We start from the raw sequence: 22,307 nt of genomic DNA, 5'->3' as shown, positions 1-22,307 counted from the left end.
GCCTACCGGTTCCAGGGCACGTCGGTCGGGCTCAGGCCCTCGTCGGCGGATCGCGCCGGGACCACCATCACCGGTGAGGCGGCGTGGTGCAGCACCGCCTGGCTCGTGGAGCCCAGGAGCAGACCGGCGAACCCGCCGCGTCCACGTGACCCCACCACGACCAGCTCCACGGCCGTGGAGAACTCGGCCATGAGCGCGGCGGCGTTCCCGTCCAGGGCGTGCTGGCGCACCGCGACCGATCGGTCCCCGACGGCGGACTCGACCGCCACCCGGAGCCCTTCGCGGACGTCGGCCAGCACATCCTCGCGGTCCACCGCGGCGGGCAGCCACGCCATCGCACCGGCGCCGGTCGCGATCGGGACGGCCGCGACGGCGCTCAGCTCCGCGTCCCACACCTCCGCCTCGTCGATCGCGCGGCGCAGCGCCACGCGCGCGGACTCCGACCCGTCGACGCCCACCACGATGCGGCGCACCGGCGTGTACTGCCGGCTGGCCTTGAGCGGGACGACCACCGTCGGGCAGTGCGCGTGCGCGGGCAGCGCCGAGGAGACCGTGCCCAGCAGACGATCGGTGAACCCGCCGCCGCCGCGCGTACCGACCACCACCATGCTGGCCTCGCGCGAGAGGTCGACGAGGACCCCGGCCGGGTCACCGGTCTCCAGCGCCGAGGTGACGACGACGGAGCTGCCTTCGGTCCGGGCGACCGCCTCGTCGACGACGGCCTGCGCGCCGGAGTGGATCGCCGTGTCGTCCATGGCGGCGTACCCACCGTCGAGCGAGGCCGCGGTGAACGACGGCAGGGCGTAGGCGCACACGACGTGGAGGCGCCACCCGGTGCGCTGTGCTTCCGCGACGGCCCAGTCGACCGCGCCGAGGCTGGCCTCGGAGCCGTCGACGCCGACGACGACGACCTTCTCCCGGGTCATGTGCCGCTCCTTCGTTGACGGGGCGTTGACCGTGGTGTTGCCTTCACCCGAACCTTAACGGCCGAGAGCGGTCGTGGTCACCGCATCGACACGCGGCGCGGCCGGGAGGGCCGGCCCGCGGACGACGACGGGCCCACCCCGAGCGGGGTGGGCCCGTGCGAAGGCCGTGCGACCGGTCGTCAGGCGACGCGGATGAAGACCGGGTTCGACAGGTAGATCGGCCCCTCGGTCAGTGGCGTGGAGGGGTTCCGGGCGGCGATGTGCTGGCCGTTTCCGGTGTAGATCCCCACGTGACCCGGGGCCCAGATCAGGTCGCCGGGCTGGGCCTCGGCGGCGGAGACCACGTACCCGGAGCCGTACTGGGCGCTGGAGGAGCGCGGCAGCGAGATGCCGACCTGGGCGAACACGTACTGGGTGAACCCGGAGCAGTCGAAGCCGGCCGGGGTCGAGCCGCCGTAGACGTACGGCGTGCCGATGTACTGCCGGGCGATGGCGACGATCTGTGCGCCGATCCCGGAGGCCGGCGCCGAGGAGGCCGTCTCGCTGGTCGACGGCGCGGCCGCCGAGGAGGTGGACGAGATGTCCTCGCGGTAGGTGTCGCGGGACACGGCGGAGTCGCGCTCGATCACCGGCTCCGGCTCGGGCTCCGGCGGCGGCGGGGTCGCCTCGGCGCTGACGGCCTCGACGGACCAGGACGCGTCGGCGGAGGTGGTGACCTCGGGGGTGGTGACCAGCGCGGCGCGGGCCTCACCGGTGACGGTGACGTCGGCCTGCGGCTGCGCCTGCGTGGTCGCGGTCTCGGGAGCCGCGGCGGCCGAGGAGGCCGCCATCGTCAGCGCGAGGCCGGACGAGGCGACGGTCATCATGCCGCGGCGGGTGGTGGTGGACAGGCCGGTGAACGGGGTCACCGGCCGCACCGGCGCACGATGCCGGCCCTTCATGGCTTCGGACAAGAACGGACCTCTCCTGATTTGCCTACGAGGTGAGCTGTCGGGTTCGGGCCGGAGCAGCCCGGCACGGTCTGGACCGTGCTTCACCCCGAGTCGGCCGGCACACGCGTGCCCGTCCGACGTCCTACCTGGTTTCCCCGTCCCTGCCGATCGATCTCGCTCGCACCGACCCGGGGCGGCGGCAGGGTTCGGCGAGCCGCTCCAAGGGCTCCACGAGGAGGGACCGTGGAGCGTGGGCACATTACCCAGATGGTCACGGTTCTGTCACATCGTCGTCACCGACCGTGGCCAACCTCACCCGTCGGTGACGAAGAGGTGCCGCGCGATCTCGTCCGGCACCTCGAGCTCGACGGACGAGCCGGGCGCGTGCAGCGCCACGACGTCACCCCCGGGCAGGACCCGCAGCTCCAGCCGCACGCCGGGGCGCAGGCCCGCCTCCGCCATGCGCGCCAGCAGCTCGACGTCGACCTGCAGCGGCTCGCCGATCCGGTCGAGCACGACCTCGCGGGCGGCGCCGTCGCCGTCGCGGCGTCCGGCGCCCGGCGCGACCTCGGCGACGAGCTCGGTCAGTGCGCGGCCCGCGACGCCGGGCCCGCCGGACGACTCCCCGAGGTCGGCGAGCCCGGGGATGGGGTTCCCGTACGGGTCCACGTGCGGATGGTCGAGGATCTCCACGAGGCGGCGCTCGACCTGCTCGCTCATGACGTGCTCCCACCGGCAGGCTTCCTCGTGCACGTGCGGCCAGTCCAGTCCCACGACGTCCACGAGCAGCCGCTCGGCGAGACGGTGCTTGCGCATGACCCGGATCGCCTTGTCGCGACCCGTCTCGGTCAGCTCGAGCTGCCGGTTGTCGGTCAGCACCAGCAACCCGTCGCGCTCCATGCGGGCCACCGTCTGCGACACGGTCGGGCCGGAGTGGCCCAGGCGCTCGGCGATCCGGGCCCGCAGCGGCACCACGCCCTCCTCCTCGAGCTCGTACACCGTCTTGAGGTACATCTCGGTGGTGTCGATGAGGTCGCTCACGCCCGCTCCTTAACCGTCCTCGGTCCAGCGTCGCGCGGCGGGACCGTCCCGCTCAAGGATAGGGAGGAGGCGAGGTCCGCGGCTGCCGCGGCCTCGGGCCGGTGCCGGCTACCGGTTCTGCCCCGCGCATCCGTACACTCTGCGCAGTCGACGAGCGGGAGGACGCAGGGGTGGTCGCCACACAGACACCGGGTCGGGAGTTCAGGCGTACGCCCTGGGCAGCGTTCGTCGGCTACTCGATCTTCGCGAGTCGCTGGTTGCAGGCGCCGCTCTACCTCGGGCTGATCGTGGCGCAGGGCGTCTACGTGTACGTCTTCATGGTCGAGCTGTGGCACCTCATGCACGACGTCTTCGCCGGCGAGGCGCCGTTCACCGAGGCCACCGTGATGCTCGCGGTGCTGGCCCTGATCGACGTCGTGATGATCGCGAACCTGCTCATCATGGTGATCATCGGCGGGTACGAGACGTTTGTCTCGCGCATCAACATCGACGGCCACCCGGACCAGCCCGAGTGGCTCTCGCACGTCAACGCGAACGTGCTGAAGGTCAAGCTCGCGATGGCCATCATCGGCATCTCCTCGATCCACCTCCTCAAGACCTTCATCGAGGTGGGCGACCTGGGTTCCGGGGTGCCGTCGGAGACCGGCGAGACGTACACCGCCCAGGGCGTGCTCTGGCAGGTGGTCATCCACGTGACGTTCATCGTCTCGGCGTTCGCACTGGCCGCGATCGACAAGATGTCGACGTCGGCCCGCAACGCGGAGAAGCGGGGCGCCCAGCTGGACGCGGAGCTGCAGGACGGCGTCGCCGTCCGCTGATTTCCCCTCCGGCCACCTCCCCCATACGCTGCGGCGTGATGGGCGCCACACCTCCGATCTTCGTGGTCGACGACGACGACGAACCGAGATACCGCGGCGTGCGCCTCTCCGAGGTGCTGGGGACGCCGTTCGACCGTCTCTGGGGACTGCTGGTCGGCAGCGCCCGAGGGCTTCCGCCCGCCGAGCCCTATCGGCTGCCCGTACGCACCGGCGACACCCGTGCCGACGTGCTCTCCGCCCTGGCGCAGCTCACGCCCGCCTGGTCCTACCGCCCGCTCGGCGAGATCTCGGTGCCGCAGGCCCGGGACAACCTCGCCCGGGCCTCGGCGATGACGCTGAGCTTCGTGGCGCAGTCGGCGCGCGGGGAGGACGTGCCGGCCGTGCCGCAGCGCGAGGTCGACCTCGTCGAGACGGTGACCGAACGGTTCCTCGTCCGGTGGCGCGGCGAGGCGGACCCCGCCGCCGTGCGGGCGCTCGACGCGTTCTGGCTCGCGGTGGCGGAGAACGGGCTGTCCCCTTCGACCCGGACGGCGCGGCTGGCCGCCGAGGTGGGCTCCGACGTCGCCTCGTGCCTGGCCGCCGCGGTGGCGGTGGCGGGCAGCCCGTTCCTGGGCGGCGCAGTCGCCCGCTGCCTCGCGCTGGTCGAGCAGGCGGAACGCACCGGGGCGGCACCGACGGCTGTCGCCGAGCACCTGGACGCGCACGGCTCGTTGCCCGGCTTCGGCGACGGCTCGCCCTCCGGGGTGCGCGCACGTGCGGTCCGTGAGGCGTGCGTGACGGCGGGCGCGCGACGCCTGCAGGCCGCGGACGCCGTCGCCGCCGCGGGCACCGAGGCCCTCCGGGGACGCGGGGTCCCGCCCGACCGGGCCGTCCCCAGCACGGTGTTCTGGGGCGCCGTGCTCCTCGACCACATCGGCGTGCCGCCCCGGCTGATGTGCGCCTTCTACCTCTGCGGGCGAACGGCCGGCTGGTCGGCACACGTGCTCGAGGTGCACGCGGGCCGGAACTGACTCAGGACGGCAGCCCCTCGACGACGGTGGCCGTCCCGGACAGCCCGAGCCGGGTAGCGCCGGCGGCGATCATCTGCAGGGCGGCCTCGGTGGTGCGGATGCCACCGGACGCCTTGATCCCCAGCCGGCCGCCGACGGTGCGGTCCATGAGCTCGACCGCGTGGACGCTGGCGCCACCGGCCGGATGGAAACCCGTGGAGGTCTTGACGAAGTCCGCGCCGGCGGCTTCCGCGGCGCGGCACACCTCGACGATCTGCTCGTCCGTCAGCGCGGCGGACTCGATGATGACCTTGAGGACCACCGGTGCGGTCGCGGCCTCACGGACCGCCGCGATCTCGGCGCGGACCTCGTCGTACTGCCCCGTGGTGGCCAGCGCCAGGTTGAGGACCATGTCGATCTCGTCGACGCCGTCGGCCACGCACCGGGCGGCCTCGGCGGCCTTGACCTCGCGGTGGTGCGCTCCCGAGGGGAAGCCGCACACGGTGGCGACCTTGACGTCACGGATGTCGGCGAGCGGCAGCATCGACGGGGAGACGCACACCGAGTAGGCCCCGAGCCGGCGCGCCTCCGCCACGAGGTCGGCGACCTGGTCGCCGGTGGCCTCCGGCTTGAGCAGCGTGTGGTCCACGATCGCTGCGACAGAGCCGGCATCGATCGTGCCGAGCCGCCGGGCGGCAGCCTCCATGAGGTCCGGTGAAGTCATGGTGCTCAGCCTTTCGGAGCGGGCGCCCGGACACAACTTCGGCCCGGCTCCCTGGTCGCCGGGCCGAAGTGGTGCGACAGGGCCGGTGCGCGTCGGCCCGATCGCAGTTCTGAGGTGTGCCGAACCAGCGTAGAACTCGACGAGGTCCGGCCGGAACCGCGCTCGATGGCACGTCGCTGCCATGGCAGGAACCTGCCACCGGATCACCGCACGGGTGCCGCGCCGACCACCTCGCCGGCCGCGTCGAGCGCCTCGACCGTGAGGCCGGCGGGCGAGACGTCGGAACCGACCGCGACCGCCGTCTCGAACCCGTCCCGCGGGGCGCTGGCGACCTCCGCGCCGGCGGACGTGACGACGCGCCAGGCCGCGACGTCGGTGGCGCCGTTCCACGAGACGTGCACGGCGTCGCCTGCCAAGACGGCGGCCGGGTCGGTCGTCGGCCGACCGGTCCACTCCACCCGCTGCGCCCGGTACGAGGTGACGATGAGATCCTCGGGCATGCGCGCGTCGAGCAGCAGCTCACCGTCGGGGTCGAGGAGGGACCAGCGCGGCAGGCTGCCCCAGCCGAGGTGGGACCCCACGCCGGGAAGCTCGCGGTAGTTGGCCTGGCTCTCCGACCACAGCCCGTCCGGGTGCTCGACCTCGCGGGCCAGCTCCGCGGTCATCGCCGCCTCGTCGAGCCGCAACGCGATCCCGCGGCTCCTCTCCCGGGTCGTCTCGCCGCAGGTGCCGCCGTTGTCGAACAGGGTAATGGTGCCGTCCTCGGTGCGGCGCACGTCGTGCTGCTTGAGGAAGGTGGTGCCCTCGCCCATGGTGAAGTCCGAGTCCGTGCCGCCCAGGCGCCACTGCAGAGAGCCGGTCTCCCGGTCGATCTTGTAGGCGGCGCAGGCGTGCCGTGCCGAGAGGAGCAGGTCGCCGTCGTCGTCGACGTCGATGGAGTTGAGGTGGAAGTAGTCGTACGGCTCGTCGCCGACGTCGAGGTAGCTCTCGTCGAGGTAGGACTCCTCGAGCGCGACCTGCCCCACGCTGTGCCACTCGAAGAGGAGCGCCCCGGTCTCCAGATCGATCTCCTGGATCACGTTGTCGACCACCTCCCCGCGCGCCCATCCCCCGATGTGCGAGGTGTCCATCCGCACGGGCTCGTACGCGAGCATCAGGGCGGTGCCGGAGTCGGTGAGCAGGATCTCGTGGGAGTCGGCGTCGTATCCGCTCGCCATGTCGAAGCGAGCGATCTCGGTGTAGGTCTGGTCCACGACCACGCCGTGCCCGTACCCGTAGCCGATGGGCTGGCGCCCTTCCCACCAGGTGAGGACCGGCTCGCCGTGGAGGGTCTGGACCTGCACGTCCCGAGCGTCCGTGCCGTCGACCGGGTGGAACCAGACCGGCTCGCCCGCGTCATCGACGAGCATCGGGCCCTTCTGCCCGAAGCCCCCCTTCACGCCGATCGCGGTCAGGCCGGGCGAGGCGTCCGCCCCGCCGGCCGGCGGCGTGGTGGTGCCGGCCTCCGGTCCGGAGACCTCGACGAGCGGCGGCTGCAGGTCGGGCTCGGAGCGGAAGTGCCGCACCAGCTCGGCGGGGACCTCGCCCTCCTCGGCGTTCGTCACGGCCCGGGTGACCGGTGGCTCCTCGAGCTCCGGTCGCCGGCCGGGTTCGGCGACGGTGAGGGTGTAGTCGCCGTCGTCGGCGCCACGCACGTCCAGGTCGGTGCGCACCGTGACCTCCTCGCCGACGTCGAACTGCTCGTCGGGCACCCACGAGGTGCCGGCGCCGTCGCTGTGAGCCAGCAGCCGGCCGGTGTGCTCACCGGACGACGACCCGACGACGGTGACCTCGCCGAGGTCGGTGGCCCCGCGGAAGCTGAGCTCGGCCTGCGTCGAGATCGTCCTCGTGCCGGGCATCGGGAAAGCGCTGACGTCCCCCGAGCCGGCCTCGATCGGCGCGGCCGGCTCCGGCTCGGGCGGCGAGATGTCTCCCGAGTCGTAGGCAAGGAGTCCCACGACGAGGAGGGCGCCGGTCGCCGAGGCCGCGACCGCACGCATCCGGCGGCCACGCCTGCTCGGTCTCCTCATCGACCCGGGCTTCCTCGATGGCGGCTCATCTCGCCCGAGGGTGCCATGCCGGCGCCGCGCTGTGCACGTGGCTGTGAGACGTCTGCCGGCTCCCGCCGGCCCGGTGGGAGGATCGGCGTCCATGGAGACGATCGCCATCCCGACGGACCTGTTGCCCGCCGACGGCCGTTTCGGGTCCGGGCCGTCTAAGGTCCGGGCGGAGCAGGCGGACATGGTCGCCGCCCTCGGGCGGACGGTGCTGGGCACCTCGCACCGCCAGCCCCCCGTGCGGAGCCTCGTGCGGCGTGTGCGTGAAGGGGTGACGGACCTGCTGGGGCTGCCCGACGGCTACGAGGTGGTGCTCGGCAACGGCGGGACGACGGCGTTCTGGGACGCGGCCGCGTTCTGCCTGGTGCGCGAGCGCGCCCAGCACGCCGCCTTCGGCGAGTTCGGCGCCAAGTTCGCCGCGACCACCGACCGGGCACCGTTCCTGGCCGGCTCGGACGTACGCACCGCCCCGCCCGGCGAGCTCGCCGTGTGCGAGACCGCCGACGAGGTGGACGCCTACGCCTACCCGCACAACGAGACCTCCACCGGCGTGATCTCCCCGGTGGCGCGCTTCGGGACCGGCGACGCGCTGACGCTCGTGGATGCCACCTCCGTCGCGGGCGCGTACGAGGTGGACCTCACCCACACGGATGCCTACTACTTCGCGCCGCAGAAGGTCTTTGCCTCCGACGGCGGCCTCTGGCTCGCCGTGCTGTCCCCGGCGGCCGTGGAGCGGGTCGAGGAGCTGACGAGTGCCCGCTGGGTCCCCGACTTCCTCCACCTGGGTCTCGCCGTGGAGAACTCCCGGAAGGACCAGACCCTCAACACGCCCGCGATCGCGACGCTGGTGATGCTCGCGGAGCAGCTCGACTGGCTGAACGAGCACGGCGGGCTCACGTGGTCGGCCGGTCGATGTGTCACCTCGGCGGAGATCCTCTACGGCTGGGCCGAGGCGAGCGACGTCGCGGCGCCGTTCGTCGGCGACGCCGCGCACCGCTCCCCCGTGGTCGGCACGGTGGACATCGCCGAAGAGGTGGACGCCGCGGCGCTCGCGGCGCAGCTGCGCGCGAACGGCGTGGTCGACACCGAGCCGTACCGGAAGCTCGGCCGGAACCAGCTCCGCGTGGGGATGTACCCGGCGGTGGCGCCGGAGGACGTCCGGGCGCTCACCGCGTGCGTGGACTACCTCGCCGAGCGGATGGGTTGACGCGCGCACCTGACGGAGGCGCGGTGCTGTCCCGCACGACCAGCTCGGTGGGCAGCACCTGGGTGGTCACGGACCTGCCCTGGAGCAGATCGGCCAACGCCGTGACGGCCAGGCGGCCCTTGGCGGAGACGTCCTGCCGCACGGTCGTCAAGGGCGGTACGAGCGTGAGCCCAAGGGGGTTGTCGTCGAAGCCGACGACGGACAGGTCCTCGGGGATGGCCCGCCCCACGGCGTCGGCCGCCGCGTAGAGGGCGCGGGCGAAGGCGTCGGAGAAGCACAGCACGGCCGTGACGTCGTGCTCGGTGAGCAGGCGCGTGGCGGCCGCGACGACGTCGTCGTGCCGCTTGTAGGGCGCGTAGGCGATCGCGACCTCGTGGTCGGCGCCCAGCGGCTCCCGCCAGCCGGCGATGCGTTCCCGGCTCACATAGTTGGCCGCGGGACCGTCGCCGGTGTCGCTCCCCGGGTCGATCGTGAGCATGCCGATGCGCCGATGCCCGAGGTCGAGCAGGTGCTGCGCGCCGGCCCGCGCCCCGCCGCGGTCGTCGATCCGGACAGCGGGCACGTCCGCGCCGAAGTCCTGGTCCATCGCCACCAGGGGGATCTGCCGCCGGGCCAGCCACGCGACCCCGGCCGAGCTCGGGTCGCACGCGTAGACGAGGGCGCCGTCGATGACGACGTCGCGGGCGGGAATGAACGTCTCGTCCGGCGGGGGCGGCAGGATCGTCAGCGCCAGGCCGCGCCGGCCGAGCTCGTCCCCCACGGCGGCGACCGTCTCCGCCGCGACCTGGTCCTCGAACGCCTCGCTGATCGGCCCGTTGAACAGCAGCCCGACGGCGCCGGTACGACCGCGGGCCAGGGCGCGCGCCGCGGGGTCCGGGCCGACGTACCCCAGCTCGGCGGCCGTGGTCAGGATGCGTTCGCGCATCGCGGCGGAGAGCTGGTCGGGGCGGGAGAAGGCGTTCGAGACCGTCATCCGCGAGACCCCGACCTTGTCGGCGATCGACTGGAGCGTCACCTTGGCCATGGTCCGGCCAGTATCGCTCATCCCGGGTCGGCGGCCCCCGGGGTGTCCGTCAGCAGACGGCCGCCGCTCGGCTCGAGGCGCTCGGCCAGGTGGTGCAGCGCGGCGGCCAGCGCGGCGCGGGACCGCCGGATGCGGTGCCGGGGCTCCGGGTCCGGGACGACGGGCGCGTTCGGTCGTGCACTGAGGACCTGGGCACGCGTGGCGCGGATCGCGAGGTCCGCGGGTCCCATGACATCCAACATGGGTCTCACCTCCTTCTTGACCGGTACAGTACGCGGCGGTTCTGTACCGGTCAAGAGGATTGCCGTCAGGAGATGCCCGCACGGAGTGGCCCGTGCTCAGGAGATAGGTACCCGGGTCAGCGGATGTCAGCCAGCCACGCGATCTGACGCGTCAGCTGTGCGGCCTGTCCGCCCTCGTGCTGGTTGTACCGGTAGACCTCGATGTCCTTGACGACGTCCCCGGCACGCGCGCCGTAGTTGTTGAAGGCGGCGTACACGGTCGACGGCGGGCACGTGGTGTCCATGAGCGCCACGGAGAACAGGGTCGGTGCGTCGGCGCGGCGGGCGAAGCTGACGCCGTCGAGGTAGGAGAGCGTGCGAAAGGCGTCCTCCGCCCGGCCGCGGTGCACGGCCAGGTACTGGGTGATCTCGGCGTACGGCATCGCGTCGGTGATCTCGGTGGCACGTCGGTAGTGGCACAGGAACGGCACGTCCGGCATCGCGGCTCGCAGCCCCGGGACGAGCCCGGCCACGGCGAGCGTGATGCCGCCGCCCTGGCTCGCGCCGCAGACCGTCACGTCCTGCGGGTCCACCCCCTCGACGGTGCGCACGGCGTCGACCGCCCGGACGCCATCGGTGAAGACCCGCCGGTAGTAGTGCTCCGCCGGGTCGAGGATTCCGCGGGTGAGGAAGCCCGGCACCGAGGGGGCCGAGCCCACGGGGTCCGGGGTGTCACCGCCGGTCCCCCACCGGCTCCCCTGGCCGCGGGTGTCCATGAGGAGGTGGACGTAACCCGCGGTCGCCCAGGCGAGGTGCTCGACGGGCCGGCCGCGGCCACCGCCGTACCCGAGGTACTGCACGACGGCGGGCAGTGGCCCGGGCCGCACCGCGGGCCGGGTGAGCCACCCCTTGACGGGATGACCGCCGAAGCCGCGGAAGGTGACGTCGTAGGACTCGACCAGCTCCAGCCCGGTCTCGACCGGCTCCAGCTCCAGCCCCACGTCGACCGACCGGGCCTCCTCGAGCGTCTTCGCCCAGAAGGCGTCGAAGTCGTCCGGCTCGTCGATGTCCGGCAGATAGGTCTCGAGGTCGGCGGGCGCGAGGTCGAACAGGGCCATGGATTCTCCTCCGGCAACGTCACCGCGGCCGGCGGGCGCCGTCGCGATCAGCAGGGAGGATAGTGACGGCGGGCCGGGCCGAGGCGCCGCGGTACGGTCGGCGGACCGGACAGGGCCGTCCGAAACGTGGTCGAAACGCGCGCGGCCTACTGTCCGGGGAACCGACGGACCACGGAGCACCAGGAGGCCAACGTGGGCAGCATCTCCGAGTACGCCAACGCACCCGTCCTGTGGATCTGCGCCATCGCGGTGTTCGCCGTGATCGCCCTGCAGACCGTCATCTACGTCCGTGCGGCGAGCCTCGCCGGACCGGATCTCGGCTTCACCCGCGAGGACCTGCGACAGTCCGTCCGGTCCGGCGCCGTCGCCGCGATCGGCCCGTCGCTCGCCGTGGTCGTCGTCGCCATCGCGCTGCTGACGCTCCTCGGCACCCCGGCCGTCCTCGTCCGCATCGGGCTCGTCGGCTCCGCCGCGACCGAGTCGGCCTCGGCGACCCTCGCCGCCGGGACGATGGACGCCCAGCTGGGCGGCCCGACCTGGACCCCCGAGGTCTTCGCCGTCGCCTTCTTCGCCATGGGCGCCTCGGGCGGCATGTGGATGGTCGCGACGCTGCTGCTGACCCCGTTCCTCAAGCGAGGCAACGCCAAGCTCCAGCGGGTGAACCCGGCCCTCATGGCGGTCGTGCCCTCGGCCGCGCTGCTCGCCGCGTTCGCCGCGCTGGGGGTGGCCGAGCTGCCCAAGAGCGGGATCCACGTGCTGACCGTCGTGGTCTCGGCCGCCGTCATGGCCGTGTGCCTGCTGCTCGCGAAGCGCCTCGAGGCCGCGTGGCTGCGCGAGTGGGGCCTGGGCCTGTCCATCATCGGCGGCCTCGTCGTCGCCTACGCCGCCCACACGGCCACGGCCTGATCGGAGGATCACACGATGACGACCGACACCGTGCAGTCTCCCGCCTATACGACCTACGACCGGACGACCTCCCGCTGGGGCCGGATCACGATGGTGCTGGCCCTGGTGTTCTCCTGGGGCGGACCGCTCTACCTCATCCTGCTCAGCGACCTCGACCTCACGCAGGCGCAGCTGTGGATCGGCTTCGCCGCCGTCGCCGCGTCCTTCGGCGTCATCTGGTTCATCGAGCCGGTCACCTACTTCCCGGTGCTGGGACCGGCCTCGATGTACCAGGCCTTCATGATCGGCAACATCGCCAACAAGCTGTTGCCGTCGGCGATCGTCGCGCAGGCGGCCATCGGGGCGAAGCCGGGCACCCGGCGCGCCGAGCTCGCCGCCGTCATGGCCATCGGCGGCGCCGCCGTCGTGCACATCGTCTCGCTGCTGCTCTTCGTCGGTCTCCTCGGGACGTGGCTGGTCGGCCTCATCCCCGAGACCGTCACCGAGGTCGCGCGGCTGTACATCTTCCCCGCGATCATCGGCGCGGTGATCGTGCAGCTCGCGGTCTACGTCAAGAACGTGCGGATCACGGTGGTGGCGTTCGCTGTCGCGCTCGTGGTCCAGCTCGTCGCCGTCCCGATGATCGGCGGCCTGTTCGCCAGCTTCGGCACCGCCGTGACGGTCGCCGTCACGATGGTGCTCGCATGGGTGCTGCGCGAGAACCCGAACCGGAGGAAGATGACCAGATGACCGCTCTGTCCGATGCCGCCCAGATCAGCCCGGAGCTGCGCGAGGAGCTCCACGACCTCTACCGGTACCTGCACCAGTCGCCCGAGCTGTCGATGCAGGAGCATCGGACCGCCGCCCTGATCCTCGAGCGCATGGGACGGCTGGGCTACGAGACGTTCCCGTGCGGCGGCACCGGCGTGGTGGCGGTGCTGCGCAACGGCGACGGGCCCGTGGTCGGCTTCCGGGCGGACATCGACGGCCTGCCGGTCGAGGAGGACACCGGCCTGCCGTACGCGTCGACCGCGCGCGGGTCCCTCCGGGACGGCACCGACGTGCCCGTGATGCACGCCTGCGGGCACGACACCCACATCACGGCCGCCGTCGGGGCCGCCGCCCTGCTCGCCGCCGGCCGGGACCGATGGTCCGGCACGGTGGTCTTCCTCTTCCAGCCGGGCGAGGAGACCGCCGAGGGTGCCCTCGCCATGGTCGAGGACGGGTTGTGGGACAAGGCTCCGCGGCCCGAGGTCGTCTACGGCCAGCACGTGTGGCCGGGCCGGGCGGGTCAGGTCGAGATCACCGCCGGGCCGGCGATGTCCATGTCAGACGCCTGGACCGTCACCGTGCACGGGCGCGGCGGCCACGGCTCGCGCCCCGAGGACACCATCGACCCGGTCGTCCTGGCTGCGCACATGGTGGTGCGGCTGCAGACGGTCGTCTCCCGCGAGGTCCCGGCGCAGAAGCCGGCCGTGGTGACGGTCGGCAGCTTTCACGCCGGCCTGAAGGAGAACATCATCCCGTCCACGGCGGAGTTCACCGTGAACGTGCGGAACCTCGACACCGCGGTCCGGGAGCGGGTGCTGGCCGCGCTCCGCCGGATCATCCTCGCCGAGGCGCAGGCCTCGGGAGCACCGGAGCCCGAGATCACCGAGCTGTACCGCTTCCCGCTGCTGGTCAACGACCCGACGGAGACGGCCGCGCTCACCGAGGTGCTGGGCGGCGTGCTCGGTCCGGAGAACGTCCTCGAGCGCGAGGCCCAGATGGGCAGCGAGGACTTCGGGCACCTCCCGGACGCCATCGGCGTGCCGGGCGTCTACTGGTTCTTCGGCGGCTACCCGCCCGAGGTGGTCGAGGGCAAGGAGCCGGTACCGAGCAACCACAGCCCGCACTTCGGCCCCGCGCTCGAGCCGACGCTCACCACGGGCGTGACCGCGGCCTACGCCGCGATCCTCTCGCGCGTCGGCGACGCCGCGGGGGGCGGCCGATGACGGCGGCCCCGCAGCCGGTGGCCGACCGCATCGGGTCCACCTGGCAGGAGATGGCAGACCTGCACGACCCCGACCTGCCGGGCTGGTCCCGGGTGGCGTTCACCGAGCCCGACACGGCCGGGCGGCACTGGATCGCCGACCGGATGCGTACCGCCGGCATGGACGCCCGCATCGACGCCGTGGGGAACGTCATCGGCGTGCTGCCCGGCACCGCGCCGTCGGCGCCCGCGATCGTCACCGGGTCGCACACCGACACCGTCCCCGGCGGCGGCCGGTTCGACGGCGTCGTCGGGGTCCTCGGGGCGATCGAGATGGTCGAGGCGTTCCGGGAGGCCGGGGTCCGGCTGCGCCACGAGCTGCGCGTGGTGGACTTCGCCAACGAGGAGGGCAACCCGCAGGGCGTCATGCTCGTCGGCAGCCGCGCGATCTCCGGGCACCTGACGCCGCAGCACCTGGCCGCCACGGACGCGGAGGGCACGAGCCTCGCCGACGTCATCGCACGGGCAGGTCTCCGGCCGGAGGAGATCGACACCTGCCGCTGGGACGCCGGGGAGGTGGCCGCGTTCGTCGAGCTCCACATCGAGCAGGGCCCCGTCCTCGAGCAGCAGGGCGCCTCGCTCGGCATCGTCACCCGGATCGCCGGCATCGAGAACTTCGTGGTGGACGTGCTCGGTCGCCGGGACCATGCCGGCACCACGCCGATGAACGCGCGCAACGACGCCCTGTGCGCGGCCGCCGGGACGATCCTCGCCGTCGAGCGGCTCGCCGCGTCGGGCGCCGACTCGGTCGGGACGGTCGGCTCGCTGACCACGAGCCCGGAGGCGACCAACGTCGTCTCGGAGATGGCGCGGGTGACCGGCGAGTTCCGCAGCCCGCACGCGGAACGGCTGGCCGAGCTGCGGGACCGGCTCGCGGCGGCCACGGCGGAGCAGGACGCGGCCTGGGGCACCGAGTCCACCGTCCGATGGGGCCAGGTGGACGACCCGACGCCGATGGACGACGTCGTCTCCGAACACCTGCTCGACGCCGCCCGCGACGTGGGGCACGAGGCGGTGCGGATCTACTCCGGGGCCGGGCACGACACGGTCCAGATGGCGCACCTGTGCCCGACCGGCATGATCTTCGTGCCCTCCGCCGGCGGTCGCAGCCACTGCCCCGAGGAGTGGACGGACCTGTCGGCCGTGGTCGACGGGGCCGGCGTGCTGGCACAGGCGATCCTCAGGCTCGACGAACGCCTCTGAACGGACGGCCCTCGGCCACATCTTTCGGTCCCACTCTCGCTGTGGTAGGAATCACAGTGGCGGGTCCCTCTCCGTCGTCTGGGTCGATCACCGCAGAAGGGGCAGACACGTGGCAGAGGTGACTTCTCCGCGCGCGGGCGCGAATCACCGGTCGGGACGCCGTCGTCGACCGGTGCACCGGTTCGCGGCGGGCACCGTCGCCGCCGTTCTGCTCGGCACGCTCGGTCTCACCCCGCTCGCGCCGACCGCCGAGGCCGCTCCCGAGGACGTCATCGCCGGCGGCCGCGTGTTCGAGGACAACGACGGGAACGGCGAGTTCGACGACGACGCCTCCGACGGCTACCGCGAGCGGGGCATCGGCAACGTCACGGTGACCGTGACCGACGCGCTCGGACGCTCCGCCACCACGACCACCCAGCGCACGCAGACCTGGCAGCCGGGCGACCCGCCCGACTCGCCCCAGTTCCCGAACGACCCGGCGGACCCGAACGTCACCCCGGGCCAGTGGGTCTGGGAGGCCGAGGGCACCTGGTCCATGACCGAGGGGGAGTTCACCGAGCAGACCGGCGAGGTGCCCTTCGTCAAGGAGGGTGAGACGACCGCCCAGCTGCGCGTGACGTACTCGGACGCGCCCGCCCGGTACGAGTCGTGGTTCGCGGTGGACCGCGCGCAGAACGGCTCGTCGGTGCAGTTCGCGCAGTCCGGGGACCAGGAGATCGACTACGCGCTGCTGCGCCCGGAGGACCACCGGCCCGAGCCGCTGGACGTCATCACCTCCATCCAGTCCGCCGGCGACCCGCAGCATCCGAGCGTGGTGGACGCTCCCGCGCTCCGGTCGACGGACTGGACGACCTCCCAGGCGGTCCACGCGTACCAGGACCTCAACAAGAACGACGCCTACGACGAGGGCGTCGACAACCTCGCACCCACGAACCCCGACGGCGAGGAGTACCGCTGGTACGACGACCTCAACCAGGACGGGTTCTGGGACGAGGACGAGCCGGGGTCGGACGTGGCGTTCATCGACGAGAACGGCAACGGCTACTGGGACCAGGGGCCGTGGTCACAGATGAACGTCTACGGCGGGCTCGAGCCGACCGGCCCCACGGTGACGGTCGAGCCGCAGACGTTCAGGAGCGTGCGCGTGGTCTACCCGGGCGGCGAGTGCTGGCACGGCCCGCTGACCGTCACCGAGCGGCTCACCGACCCGCAGACCGTGCCGGACGACCCCAACACCGCCGTCGACGAGAGCACGAACCCGCGACCCGGCGCGTACGTCGTCGAGAACTTCCAGCTGCCCGAATGGTGCCCGGGCAACCCCGGCTCGGTGAGCGGCGTCTTCGTCCCCGGCGGCGCCTACGACGGCGAGCCGCAGTTCCGCCAGGCCCGCACGGTCGAGCTGACCGAGCCGGAGGAGCCGCGCGACATCGCCACCTATGGCGAGGTCGGCTCCGTGTGGGGCGCGGCATACGAGCAGTCGAGCAACAGCTACCTCGTCTCCGCCGTGTACAAGCGCATCTCGGGGCTCGCCGAGCACCGGTGGGGCGGGTCGACCGAACGGGCTCTCGGCGGCATCTTCCGGATCCCGGAGGTCCTCGACCCGGGGACCGGAAAGATCGCGGAGGGCATCGGACCGAGCGGTGACACCGAGCCGTGGTTCTCCCTCACCGACCTCGGGATCGACGTGGGCTCGGTGCCGTCGAACGCCGACCGCGGCCTCGCCGGGCCGACGGAAGAGCTCGCGGACTCCGACGCGTTCGCGAACGCGGCCAAGGTGGGCATCGGTGGCATCGACACCTGGACCGACGGGACCACCACGTACCTGTACGTGATGAACCTGGCGGACCGGAACCTCTACCGGATCGACATCTCGCCGTCGAACCCGGCGAGCCCCAGCTACGACCCGGACTTCGTGCCCACCGCCGGGGACGTGCTGCAGATCCCGCTCGGACTCAGTGAGAGCGAACGCCCGTGGGCGGTCGAGGTGTGGAACGACGAGGTGTACGTCGGCTGGAGCGACACCGGCTCCGAGCCGGGTCACTGCGCCACGCTGTCCCGCCGCGAGTCCGAGCCGCCGGACTGGACCGAGTGCGACTCCACCGAGACACTCCACGCCTACGCGGGCCGCGTGGCGCTGGACGGTGGCGCGGTGACCACCGTCATGGACATCGACCAGGGCTACCCGCGCGGCAACCCGATCAGCAACTGGGGCGACCAGGGCGACCGGTACGCGCAGGAGAACCCGCAGGTGAGGCGGTGGAACACCTGGTCGGACGTGTGGACCTGGGACAGCGCCGACGCCGACGGCAACGGGTTCCCGGACGGGTCGGTCGGGTTCTCCACCCGTGAGGGATCGGGATGGTCCTCCGGCCACTACGTACAGGCCTACCCGCAGGCCGTGGTGTCCTCGCTCAGCTTCGACAGCGCCGGGTTCCTCTCCATCGGGATGATGGACCGGACGGCCCTGCAGGCCGGCAACATCCAGCGCGCAGCCGACTCCGACGACCCAGGCGGGACGCCACCGAACCTCTACTTCGAGGGCGTCTCCTCGGGTGACACGACCCTCGCGGGCTGGAACGCCAACCAGGGCAGGTACGTGCACGAGTTCGAGGGCCGTTCCACGGCGGTCGGCCTGGACGGCGCGTCCTCCCAGCGGTTCGACTCCACGCCTGAGCACCACAACTCCGGGCCCGGCGGCCGGGAGTTCTACGACGACGACCAGGCCCTCGACGCCTCCGCCCGCGGCTCCGGCGGAGCCCTGAACCACGAGGAGGTCGGGCTCGGCGCCGTGCTCGGCCTGCCCGGGGCCACCGAGCTGGCGATGACGGCGTTCGACCCGCTCGTCAACATCCGCGTGCAGGGCCTGATGTGGCTCGGCGTGGAGGACGGTGCCCCGACCCGCGCCGTCGAGCTGACGGACGACCCCGGGCACGCCGAGCACCCGGACTACTCGTTCCAGAAGGGCGGCGGCCTGGGGGACCTGGACGCGCTGGCGGTCCCGCCGCCGGTGGAGATCGGGAACCGGGTCTCCTTCGACGCCGACCAGGACGGTCAGCAGAGCGCGGACGAGCCGGGCATCCCCGGCGTGACGGTCGAGCTCGTGGACTCGGCCGGCGAGGTCATCGGCACGCAGCAGACTGCCGAGGACGGGACCTACTACTTCACCTCGCGCGAGGAGAACGCCGACCACTACGCGCCGATGGAGCACGGCCAGGACTACACGGTCCGGTTCGTCAAGCCCGAGGACGGCCAGCTCGAGGTGGACCTGTGGGGCACGCGGGTCACCGCGCCCTGGTCGGACGTCCCGTTCACCGAGATGCAGGAGCCGGAGGGTGAGAACCCGCACGGCCCGAACGACAACGCCGACGGCGTGGCGACGCGCCAGCAGGTGACCCCAGCGCTCGAGCCCGACCCGCCCGTGGACCCGGACCGGACCGACTCCAACCCCGACACCGAGAACGGGGAGTACACGTTCACGCTCGGCGGCTCCGGCCGGAACGAGCACTCCATCGACGCCGCTTACGTGGCGTACGCACCGCTGCAGGTCGAGAAGCTCATCGACCCGGAGGGTGGCGCAGGCGCGCCGGGGATGACGTTCGACCTCACCCTCAACACGCAGGACTTCCGCGGCCTGGCCGTCGGACCCGACGATCCTGACCCCGACGCGGCGTTCACGTTCGAGGACCTGGCCGCGTACGAGCAGAATGCCGACCTGGTCACCGATGCGGACCCGAACGGGATCGCCGACGGCGTCCTGACCGTGCGGATCGGCGAGGACGGTACCGTCCCGCCCGCCACGGCGTGGTTCCCGCTCGGCTCCACGGTGGAGGTCACCGAGGTGGCAAGCGACGCCGTCGAGGAGGTCACCTACACCCCCACGGGACCGATCGAGCTGGTCGACGGGAGCGCGGAGGCCACGCCGGTCCGCGTGCAGGTCACCAACAGGCTCACCGCGGGCACGTTCTCCGTCACCAAGACGGTGACCGGTGAGGCCGCGGGCCAGGTTCCGGACGGCACCAGCTTCACCGCGCAGTACTCCGTCGACGGCGGAGAGACCTGGGTCGATCTGGTGGTGCCCTACGACGCCGACGGCGACGGCGCCCCGGCACCGGCCGTCTCCCCCACCCTGCCCGTGGGGACCGAGGTGCTGCTGTGCGAGATCGACCTGCCCCCGCCGCCGGCCGGCGTCGCGTGGGGCGAGCCGACCATCTCCGGCGAGGGCGTGACGTTCGACCCCGAGACCGGGTGCGCCACGTTCACCGTGACCGAGGGTGAGACGGGCGTCCAGCTGACCCTGGAGAACGTCGCGAACCCGGCACCGGGTGACTGGGAGGTCTCCAAGACCGTCGCCGGCGGAGCGGCCGGCGACGTGCCTCCCGGCACCACCTTCGTGGTCGAGTGGACCACCACGCCGGACGACCCCGACTCGTGGCAGACCCTCGAGGTGCCCTACGGCGAGACCGTCTCGCCGCCCGGCGACCTGCCCGCCGGGACCGAGGTGACGGTCCGCGAGGGCCCGATGCCCGACGTGCCGAACGTGGTCTGGGGGACACCTGTGTTCACCGTCGGCTCGGGCGAGCCGCAGCCGGGCCCGGTGACGTTCACCGTCGGTGCCGGGGCCACGGTGTCCCTCGGCATGGAGAACACTGCCGAGCCGGACCCGGGGACCTTCTCCGTGCAGAAGGCCATCATCGGCGGGGCCGCCGGTGTGGCCGGCGCCGCCGACCCGACGTTCGCGTTTGAGTACTCCACCGACGGCGGGGAGACGTGGACCCAGCTGGACGTGCCGCTGGGCGAGATCGTCTCGCCGTCCGAGGAGTTCCCGATCGGGACCGAGGTCCTGATCCGCGAGGTCGAGCCACTGCCCGAGGTCCCGGGCGTCGTGTGGGGCGACCCACAGCTCTTCGTGGACGGCGAACCGGTCGACTCGCCCGCGACGATTACGATCGGCGGGGCGGACGAGCCCAGCCCGGCGATCGTCATGCTCAACACGGCCGAGCCGGCGCCGGGCGAGTTCACGGTCACCAAGACCCTGCAGGGTCCGGCTGCCGGTGACGTGCCGCCGGGGACGGAGTTCACCGTCCAGTACACGGTCGACGGCGGTGAGCCGGTCGAGATCTCCGTGCCCGTCGGCGAGTCCGTGACGATCGATGACGTCCCTGCCGGCGCCGAGGTGACGGTGACCGAGGTGTCGCTGCCCGACATCCCGGGCATCGTCTGGGGCGACCCGATCCTGTCGGTCGACGGAGTGCCGCAGGAGGGTGACTCGGTCACCTTCACGGTCGGTGCCGACACCGGCGTGTCCGTCGGCGTCACGAACACCGCCCGGTACGCACCCGGGAACTTCTCGGTCGAGAAGGTCCTGGAGGGCGAGGCGGCCGACGAGGTGCCGGACGGTACCGAGTTCGTGCTCGAGTACTCGGTCGACGGCGGCGAGACCTGGAACCCGCTGACGGTGCCGCTCGGCCAGCTGGTCACCTCCGGAGAGTTCCCGGCCGGGACCGAGGTGCTGCTGCGGGAGGGGCCGCTGCCCGACGTGCCCGGGGTCGAGTGGGGCACGCCGGTGGTCTCACCGGAGTCGCTCACGGTGGGCGCCGGCACGACCGCCGAGATCACGATGACCAACACGGCGAACGACGCTCCGGGCGAGTTCACCGTGGCGAAGGCCCTCGACGGCGAGGCCGCCGGGGACGTGCCGCTCAGCGCCGGCTTCACGGTGGAGTACTCCATCGACGGCGGCGAGACGTGGGAGACCCTCACCGTGGGGGCGGACGGGGTGCCCGTGTCCTCCGGAGAGATCCCGGCGGGCACCGAGGTCCTGCTGCGGGAGACCGACCAGCGGCCCGACGTGCCAGGGGTGCAGTGGGGCGAGGTGACGCTCACGATCGACGGTGAGCCCGTCGACGGCGACACCGCGTCGTTCACCATCGGCCCGGACACCGTCGTCGAGCTCGTCGCGACGAACACGGCGGAGTACCAGCCCGGCAACTTCACCGTCGAGAAGCTCCTGGAGGGCAACGGCGCCGGCGACGTGCCGGAGGGCACGGAGTTCACGATCGAGTACACGGTCGACGGCGGAGAGCCGCAGACCGCGACGATGACCGTGGGCGAGCCGTGGACCTCCCCCGACCTGCCCGCCGGCAGCGAGGTCACCGTCACCGAGGTCAACCTGCCCGACGTCGAGGGCGTGACGTGGGGCGAGCCTGCCCTGACGGTCGACGGCCAGGCCGTCGAGGCGCCGGCCACGTTCACCGTCGGGGCGGGAACCACCGTCGGCGTCCAGGTCACCAACACGGCCGAGGAGGCGCCCGGCAACTTCACCGTGGCCAAGTCGGTCACGGGCGGAGCGGCCGGTGACGTGCCGGGTGACGCGACGTTCGTCGTCGAGTACTCCATCGACGGTGGGGAGACCTGGGAAGAGCTGCGGGTCACGGCGGACGGCACACCGGTCACCTCCCCCGACATCCCGGCCGGCACGCAGGTGATGGTCCGGGAGACCGTCGCACGACCGGACGTTCCCGGTGTGACCTGGGGCGAGGTGCGTCTCAGCGTCGACGGCATGCCGATCAACGGCACGACGGCAACGTTCACGGTGGACGCGGACACGACCGTCGAGATCGTGGTGACGAACCCGGCGGAGCAGTCGCCCGGGACCTTCACGGTCGCCAAGGCGGTGGACGGCGAAGCGGCCGGTGAGGTGCCGGGCGACGCCGAGTTCACGCTCGAGTACTCCACCGACGGCGGAGAGACCTGGAACCCGCTGACGGTGCGCGCGGACGGGACGCCGGTCACCGCACCGCAGCTGCCCGCCGGGACCGAGGTCCTGGTCCGCGAGACCGATGATCGACCCGACGTGCCGGGAGTCGAGTGGGGCGAGGTGTCCCTCACGGTCGACGGCGAGCCGGTCGACGGCGACACCGCGTCGTTCACGGTGGGTGCGGGAACCACGGTCGAGGTGGTGGTGACCAACACGGCCCAGCCGGCTCCGGGTGGGTTCGAGATCGTCAAGGAGCTCACCGGGGACGCGGCCGGACTGGTGCCCCCGGAGACCGAGTTCACCGTCGAGTACTCCACCGACGGCGGCCAGACCT

16 protein-coding genes and 1 riboswitch are annotated in these 22,307 nt (G+C 72.5%); of the genes, 8 read left to right on the top strand and 8 right to left on the bottom strand.

The window, feature by feature from the left end:
* Positions 1-2 precede the first annotated feature (2 nt).
* The 3 genes from ACFQQL_RS06700 to ACFQQL_RS06690 form a co-directional block, all read right to left on the bottom strand.
* The gene (locus ACFQQL_RS06700; RefSeq protein ID WP_382392531.1) at positions 3-926 is read right to left on the bottom strand and encodes a universal stress protein; all 924 of its coding nucleotides are present in this window, start codon (positions 924-926) and stop codon (positions 3-5) included.
* A gap of 179 nt (positions 927-1,105) precedes the next feature.
* Positions 1,106-1,879, bottom strand: coding sequence for a C40 family peptidase (locus ACFQQL_RS06695; RefSeq protein ID WP_382392529.1), 774 nt, complete (start codon positions 1,877-1,879; stop codon positions 1,106-1,108).
* 3 nt (positions 1,880-1,882) lie between these two features.
* A riboswitch (cyclic di-AMP (ydaO/yuaA leader) is annotated at positions 1,883-2,047 on the bottom strand.
* A gap of 123 nt (positions 2,048-2,170) precedes the next feature.
* Positions 2,171-2,899 (bottom strand): metal-dependent transcriptional regulator, encoded by a 729-nt coding sequence (locus tag ACFQQL_RS06690; protein WP_382392527.1) that lies wholly within the window; start codon positions 2,897-2,899, stop codon positions 2,171-2,173.
* A gap of 239 nt (positions 2,900-3,138) precedes the next feature.
* Between ACFQQL_RS06690 and ACFQQL_RS06685 the strand changes: the two genes are divergently transcribed.
* Both ACFQQL_RS06685 and ACFQQL_RS06680 read left to right on the top strand, forming a co-directional pair.
* Positions 3,139-3,717: a TIGR00645 family protein gene (locus ACFQQL_RS06685; RefSeq protein ID WP_465254028.1), complete on the top strand. Its 579-nt coding sequence runs from the start codon at positions 3,139-3,141 to the stop codon at positions 3,715-3,717.
* A gap of 38 nt (positions 3,718-3,755) precedes the next feature.
* On the top strand, positions 3,756-4,727 hold the full coding sequence (locus ACFQQL_RS06680) for a citrate/2-methylcitrate synthase (RefSeq protein ID WP_382392523.1): 972 nt from the start codon (positions 3,756-3,758) through the stop codon (positions 4,725-4,727).
* A 1-nt stretch (position 4,728) separates the two neighbouring features.
* On the opposite strand, the gene deoC is transcribed toward ACFQQL_RS06680, so the two are convergent.
* Positions 4,729-5,412, bottom strand: a complete 684-nt coding sequence (gene deoC, locus ACFQQL_RS06675; protein ID WP_382393792.1) for a deoxyribose-phosphate aldolase — start codon at positions 5,410-5,412, stop codon at positions 4,729-4,731.
* A 221-nt stretch (positions 5,413-5,633) separates the two neighbouring features.
* A complete protein-coding gene (locus ACFQQL_RS06670) occupies positions 5,634-7,499 on the bottom strand; it encodes an arylsulfotransferase family protein (protein WP_382392521.1) in 1,866 nt (621 codons plus the stop codon).
* A gap of 121 nt (positions 7,500-7,620) precedes the next feature.
* On the opposite strand from ACFQQL_RS06670, the gene serC reads away from it, so the two are divergent.
* On the top strand, positions 7,621-8,733 hold the full coding sequence (gene serC / locus ACFQQL_RS06665) for a phosphoserine transaminase (protein ID WP_382392519.1): 1,113 nt from the start codon (positions 7,621-7,623) through the stop codon (positions 8,731-8,733).
* Here the strand turns inward: serC and ACFQQL_RS06660 are convergent.
* The 3 genes from ACFQQL_RS06660 to ACFQQL_RS06650 form a co-directional block, all read right to left on the bottom strand.
* Entirely contained in the window at positions 8,693-9,757 is a 1,065-nt protein-coding gene (locus ACFQQL_RS06660) for a LacI family DNA-binding transcriptional regulator (RefSeq protein ID WP_382392517.1), read from the bottom strand. The two genes, serC and ACFQQL_RS06660, sit on opposite strands and share 41 nt — an antisense overlap.
* Positions 9,758-9,774: 17 nt before the next feature.
* Positions 9,775-9,987 (bottom strand): hypothetical protein, encoded by a 213-nt coding sequence (locus tag ACFQQL_RS06655; protein WP_382392515.1) that lies wholly within the window; start codon positions 9,985-9,987, stop codon positions 9,775-9,777.
* A gap of 128 nt (positions 9,988-10,115) precedes the next feature.
* Positions 10,116-11,096: an acetylxylan esterase gene (locus ACFQQL_RS06650; RefSeq protein WP_382392513.1), complete on the bottom strand. Its 981-nt coding sequence runs from the start codon at positions 11,094-11,096 to the stop codon at positions 10,116-10,118.
* Positions 11,097-11,288: 192 nt separating this feature from the next.
* Here ACFQQL_RS06650 and ACFQQL_RS06645 point away from each other — a divergent pair, with 192 nt between their 5' ends.
* The 5 genes from ACFQQL_RS06645 to ACFQQL_RS06625 all read left to right on the top strand — a co-directional run.
* Positions 11,289-12,002, top strand: coding sequence for a DUF5058 family protein (locus ACFQQL_RS06645; protein WP_382392511.1), 714 nt, complete (start codon positions 11,289-11,291; stop codon positions 12,000-12,002).
* Between the two features lie 15 nt (positions 12,003-12,017).
* Positions 12,018-12,731 (top strand): hypothetical protein, encoded by a 714-nt coding sequence (locus tag ACFQQL_RS06640; protein WP_382392509.1) that lies wholly within the window; start codon positions 12,018-12,020, stop codon positions 12,729-12,731.
* Positions 12,728-13,975 (top strand): amidohydrolase, encoded by a 1,248-nt coding sequence (locus tag ACFQQL_RS06635; protein WP_382392505.1) that lies wholly within the window; start codon positions 12,728-12,730, stop codon positions 13,973-13,975. The genes ACFQQL_RS06640 and ACFQQL_RS06635 overlap by 4 nt, the downstream gene beginning before the upstream one ends.
* Complete coding sequence (locus ACFQQL_RS06630) at positions 13,972-15,216, top strand: M20 family metallo-hydrolase (protein ID WP_382392503.1); 1,245 nt, start codon at positions 13,972-13,974, stop codon at positions 15,214-15,216. The genes ACFQQL_RS06635 and ACFQQL_RS06630 overlap by 4 nt, the downstream gene beginning before the upstream one ends.
* 172 nt (positions 15,217-15,388) lie before the next feature.
* On the top strand, positions 15,389-22,307 hold a 6,919-nt coding region (locus tag ACFQQL_RS06625), incomplete at its 3' end, for a DUF5979 domain-containing protein (protein ID WP_382392501.1).

Source organism: Georgenia alba (genome assembly GCF_042665525.1).
Lineage (GTDB): Bacteria > Actinomycetota > Actinomycetes > Actinomycetales > Actinomycetaceae > Allobogoriella > Allobogoriella alba.
Note: the sequence above shows the minus strand (reverse complement) of the source record. Positions and strands in the feature narration are given on the sequence as shown.

Bases quoted from the DNA above. Each gene is read 5' to 3' on its own strand.
- ACFQQL_RS06700 (WP_382392531.1), bottom strand. From the start codon at position 926: ATGACCCGGGAGAAGGTCGTCGTCGTCGGCGTCGACGGCTCCGAGGCC.
- ACFQQL_RS06680 (WP_382392523.1), top strand. From the start codon at position 3,756: ATGGGCGCCACACCTCCGATCTTCGTGGTCGACGACGACGACGAACCG.
- deoC (WP_382393792.1), bottom strand. From the start codon at position 5,412: ATGGAGGCTGCCGCCCGGCGGCTCGGCACGATCGATGCCGGCTCTGTC.
- ACFQQL_RS06670 (WP_382392521.1), bottom strand. From the start codon at position 7,499: ATGAGGAGACCGAGCAGGCGTGGCCGCCGGATGCGTGCGGTCGCGGCC.
- serC (WP_382392519.1), top strand. From the start codon at position 7,621: ATGGAGACGATCGCCATCCCGACGGACCTGTTGCCCGCCGACGGCCGT.
- ACFQQL_RS06660 (WP_382392517.1), bottom strand. From the start codon at position 9,757: ATGGCCAAGGTGACGCTCCAGTCGATCGCCGACAAGGTCGGGGTCTCG.
- ACFQQL_RS06655 (WP_382392515.1), bottom strand. From the start codon at position 9,987: ATGGGACCCGCGGACCTCGCGATCCGCGCCACGCGTGCCCAGGTCCTC.
- ACFQQL_RS06650 (WP_382392513.1), bottom strand. From the start codon at position 11,096: ATGGCCCTGTTCGACCTCGCGCCCGCCGACCTCGAGACCTATCTGCCG.
- ACFQQL_RS06640 (WP_382392509.1), top strand. From the start codon at position 12,018: ATGACGACCGACACCGTGCAGTCTCCCGCCTATACGACCTACGACCGG.
- ACFQQL_RS06635 (WP_382392505.1), top strand. From the start codon at position 12,728: ATGACCGCTCTGTCCGATGCCGCCCAGATCAGCCCGGAGCTGCGCGAG.
- ACFQQL_RS06630 (WP_382392503.1), top strand. From the start codon at position 13,972: ATGACGGCGGCCCCGCAGCCGGTGGCCGACCGCATCGGGTCCACCTGG.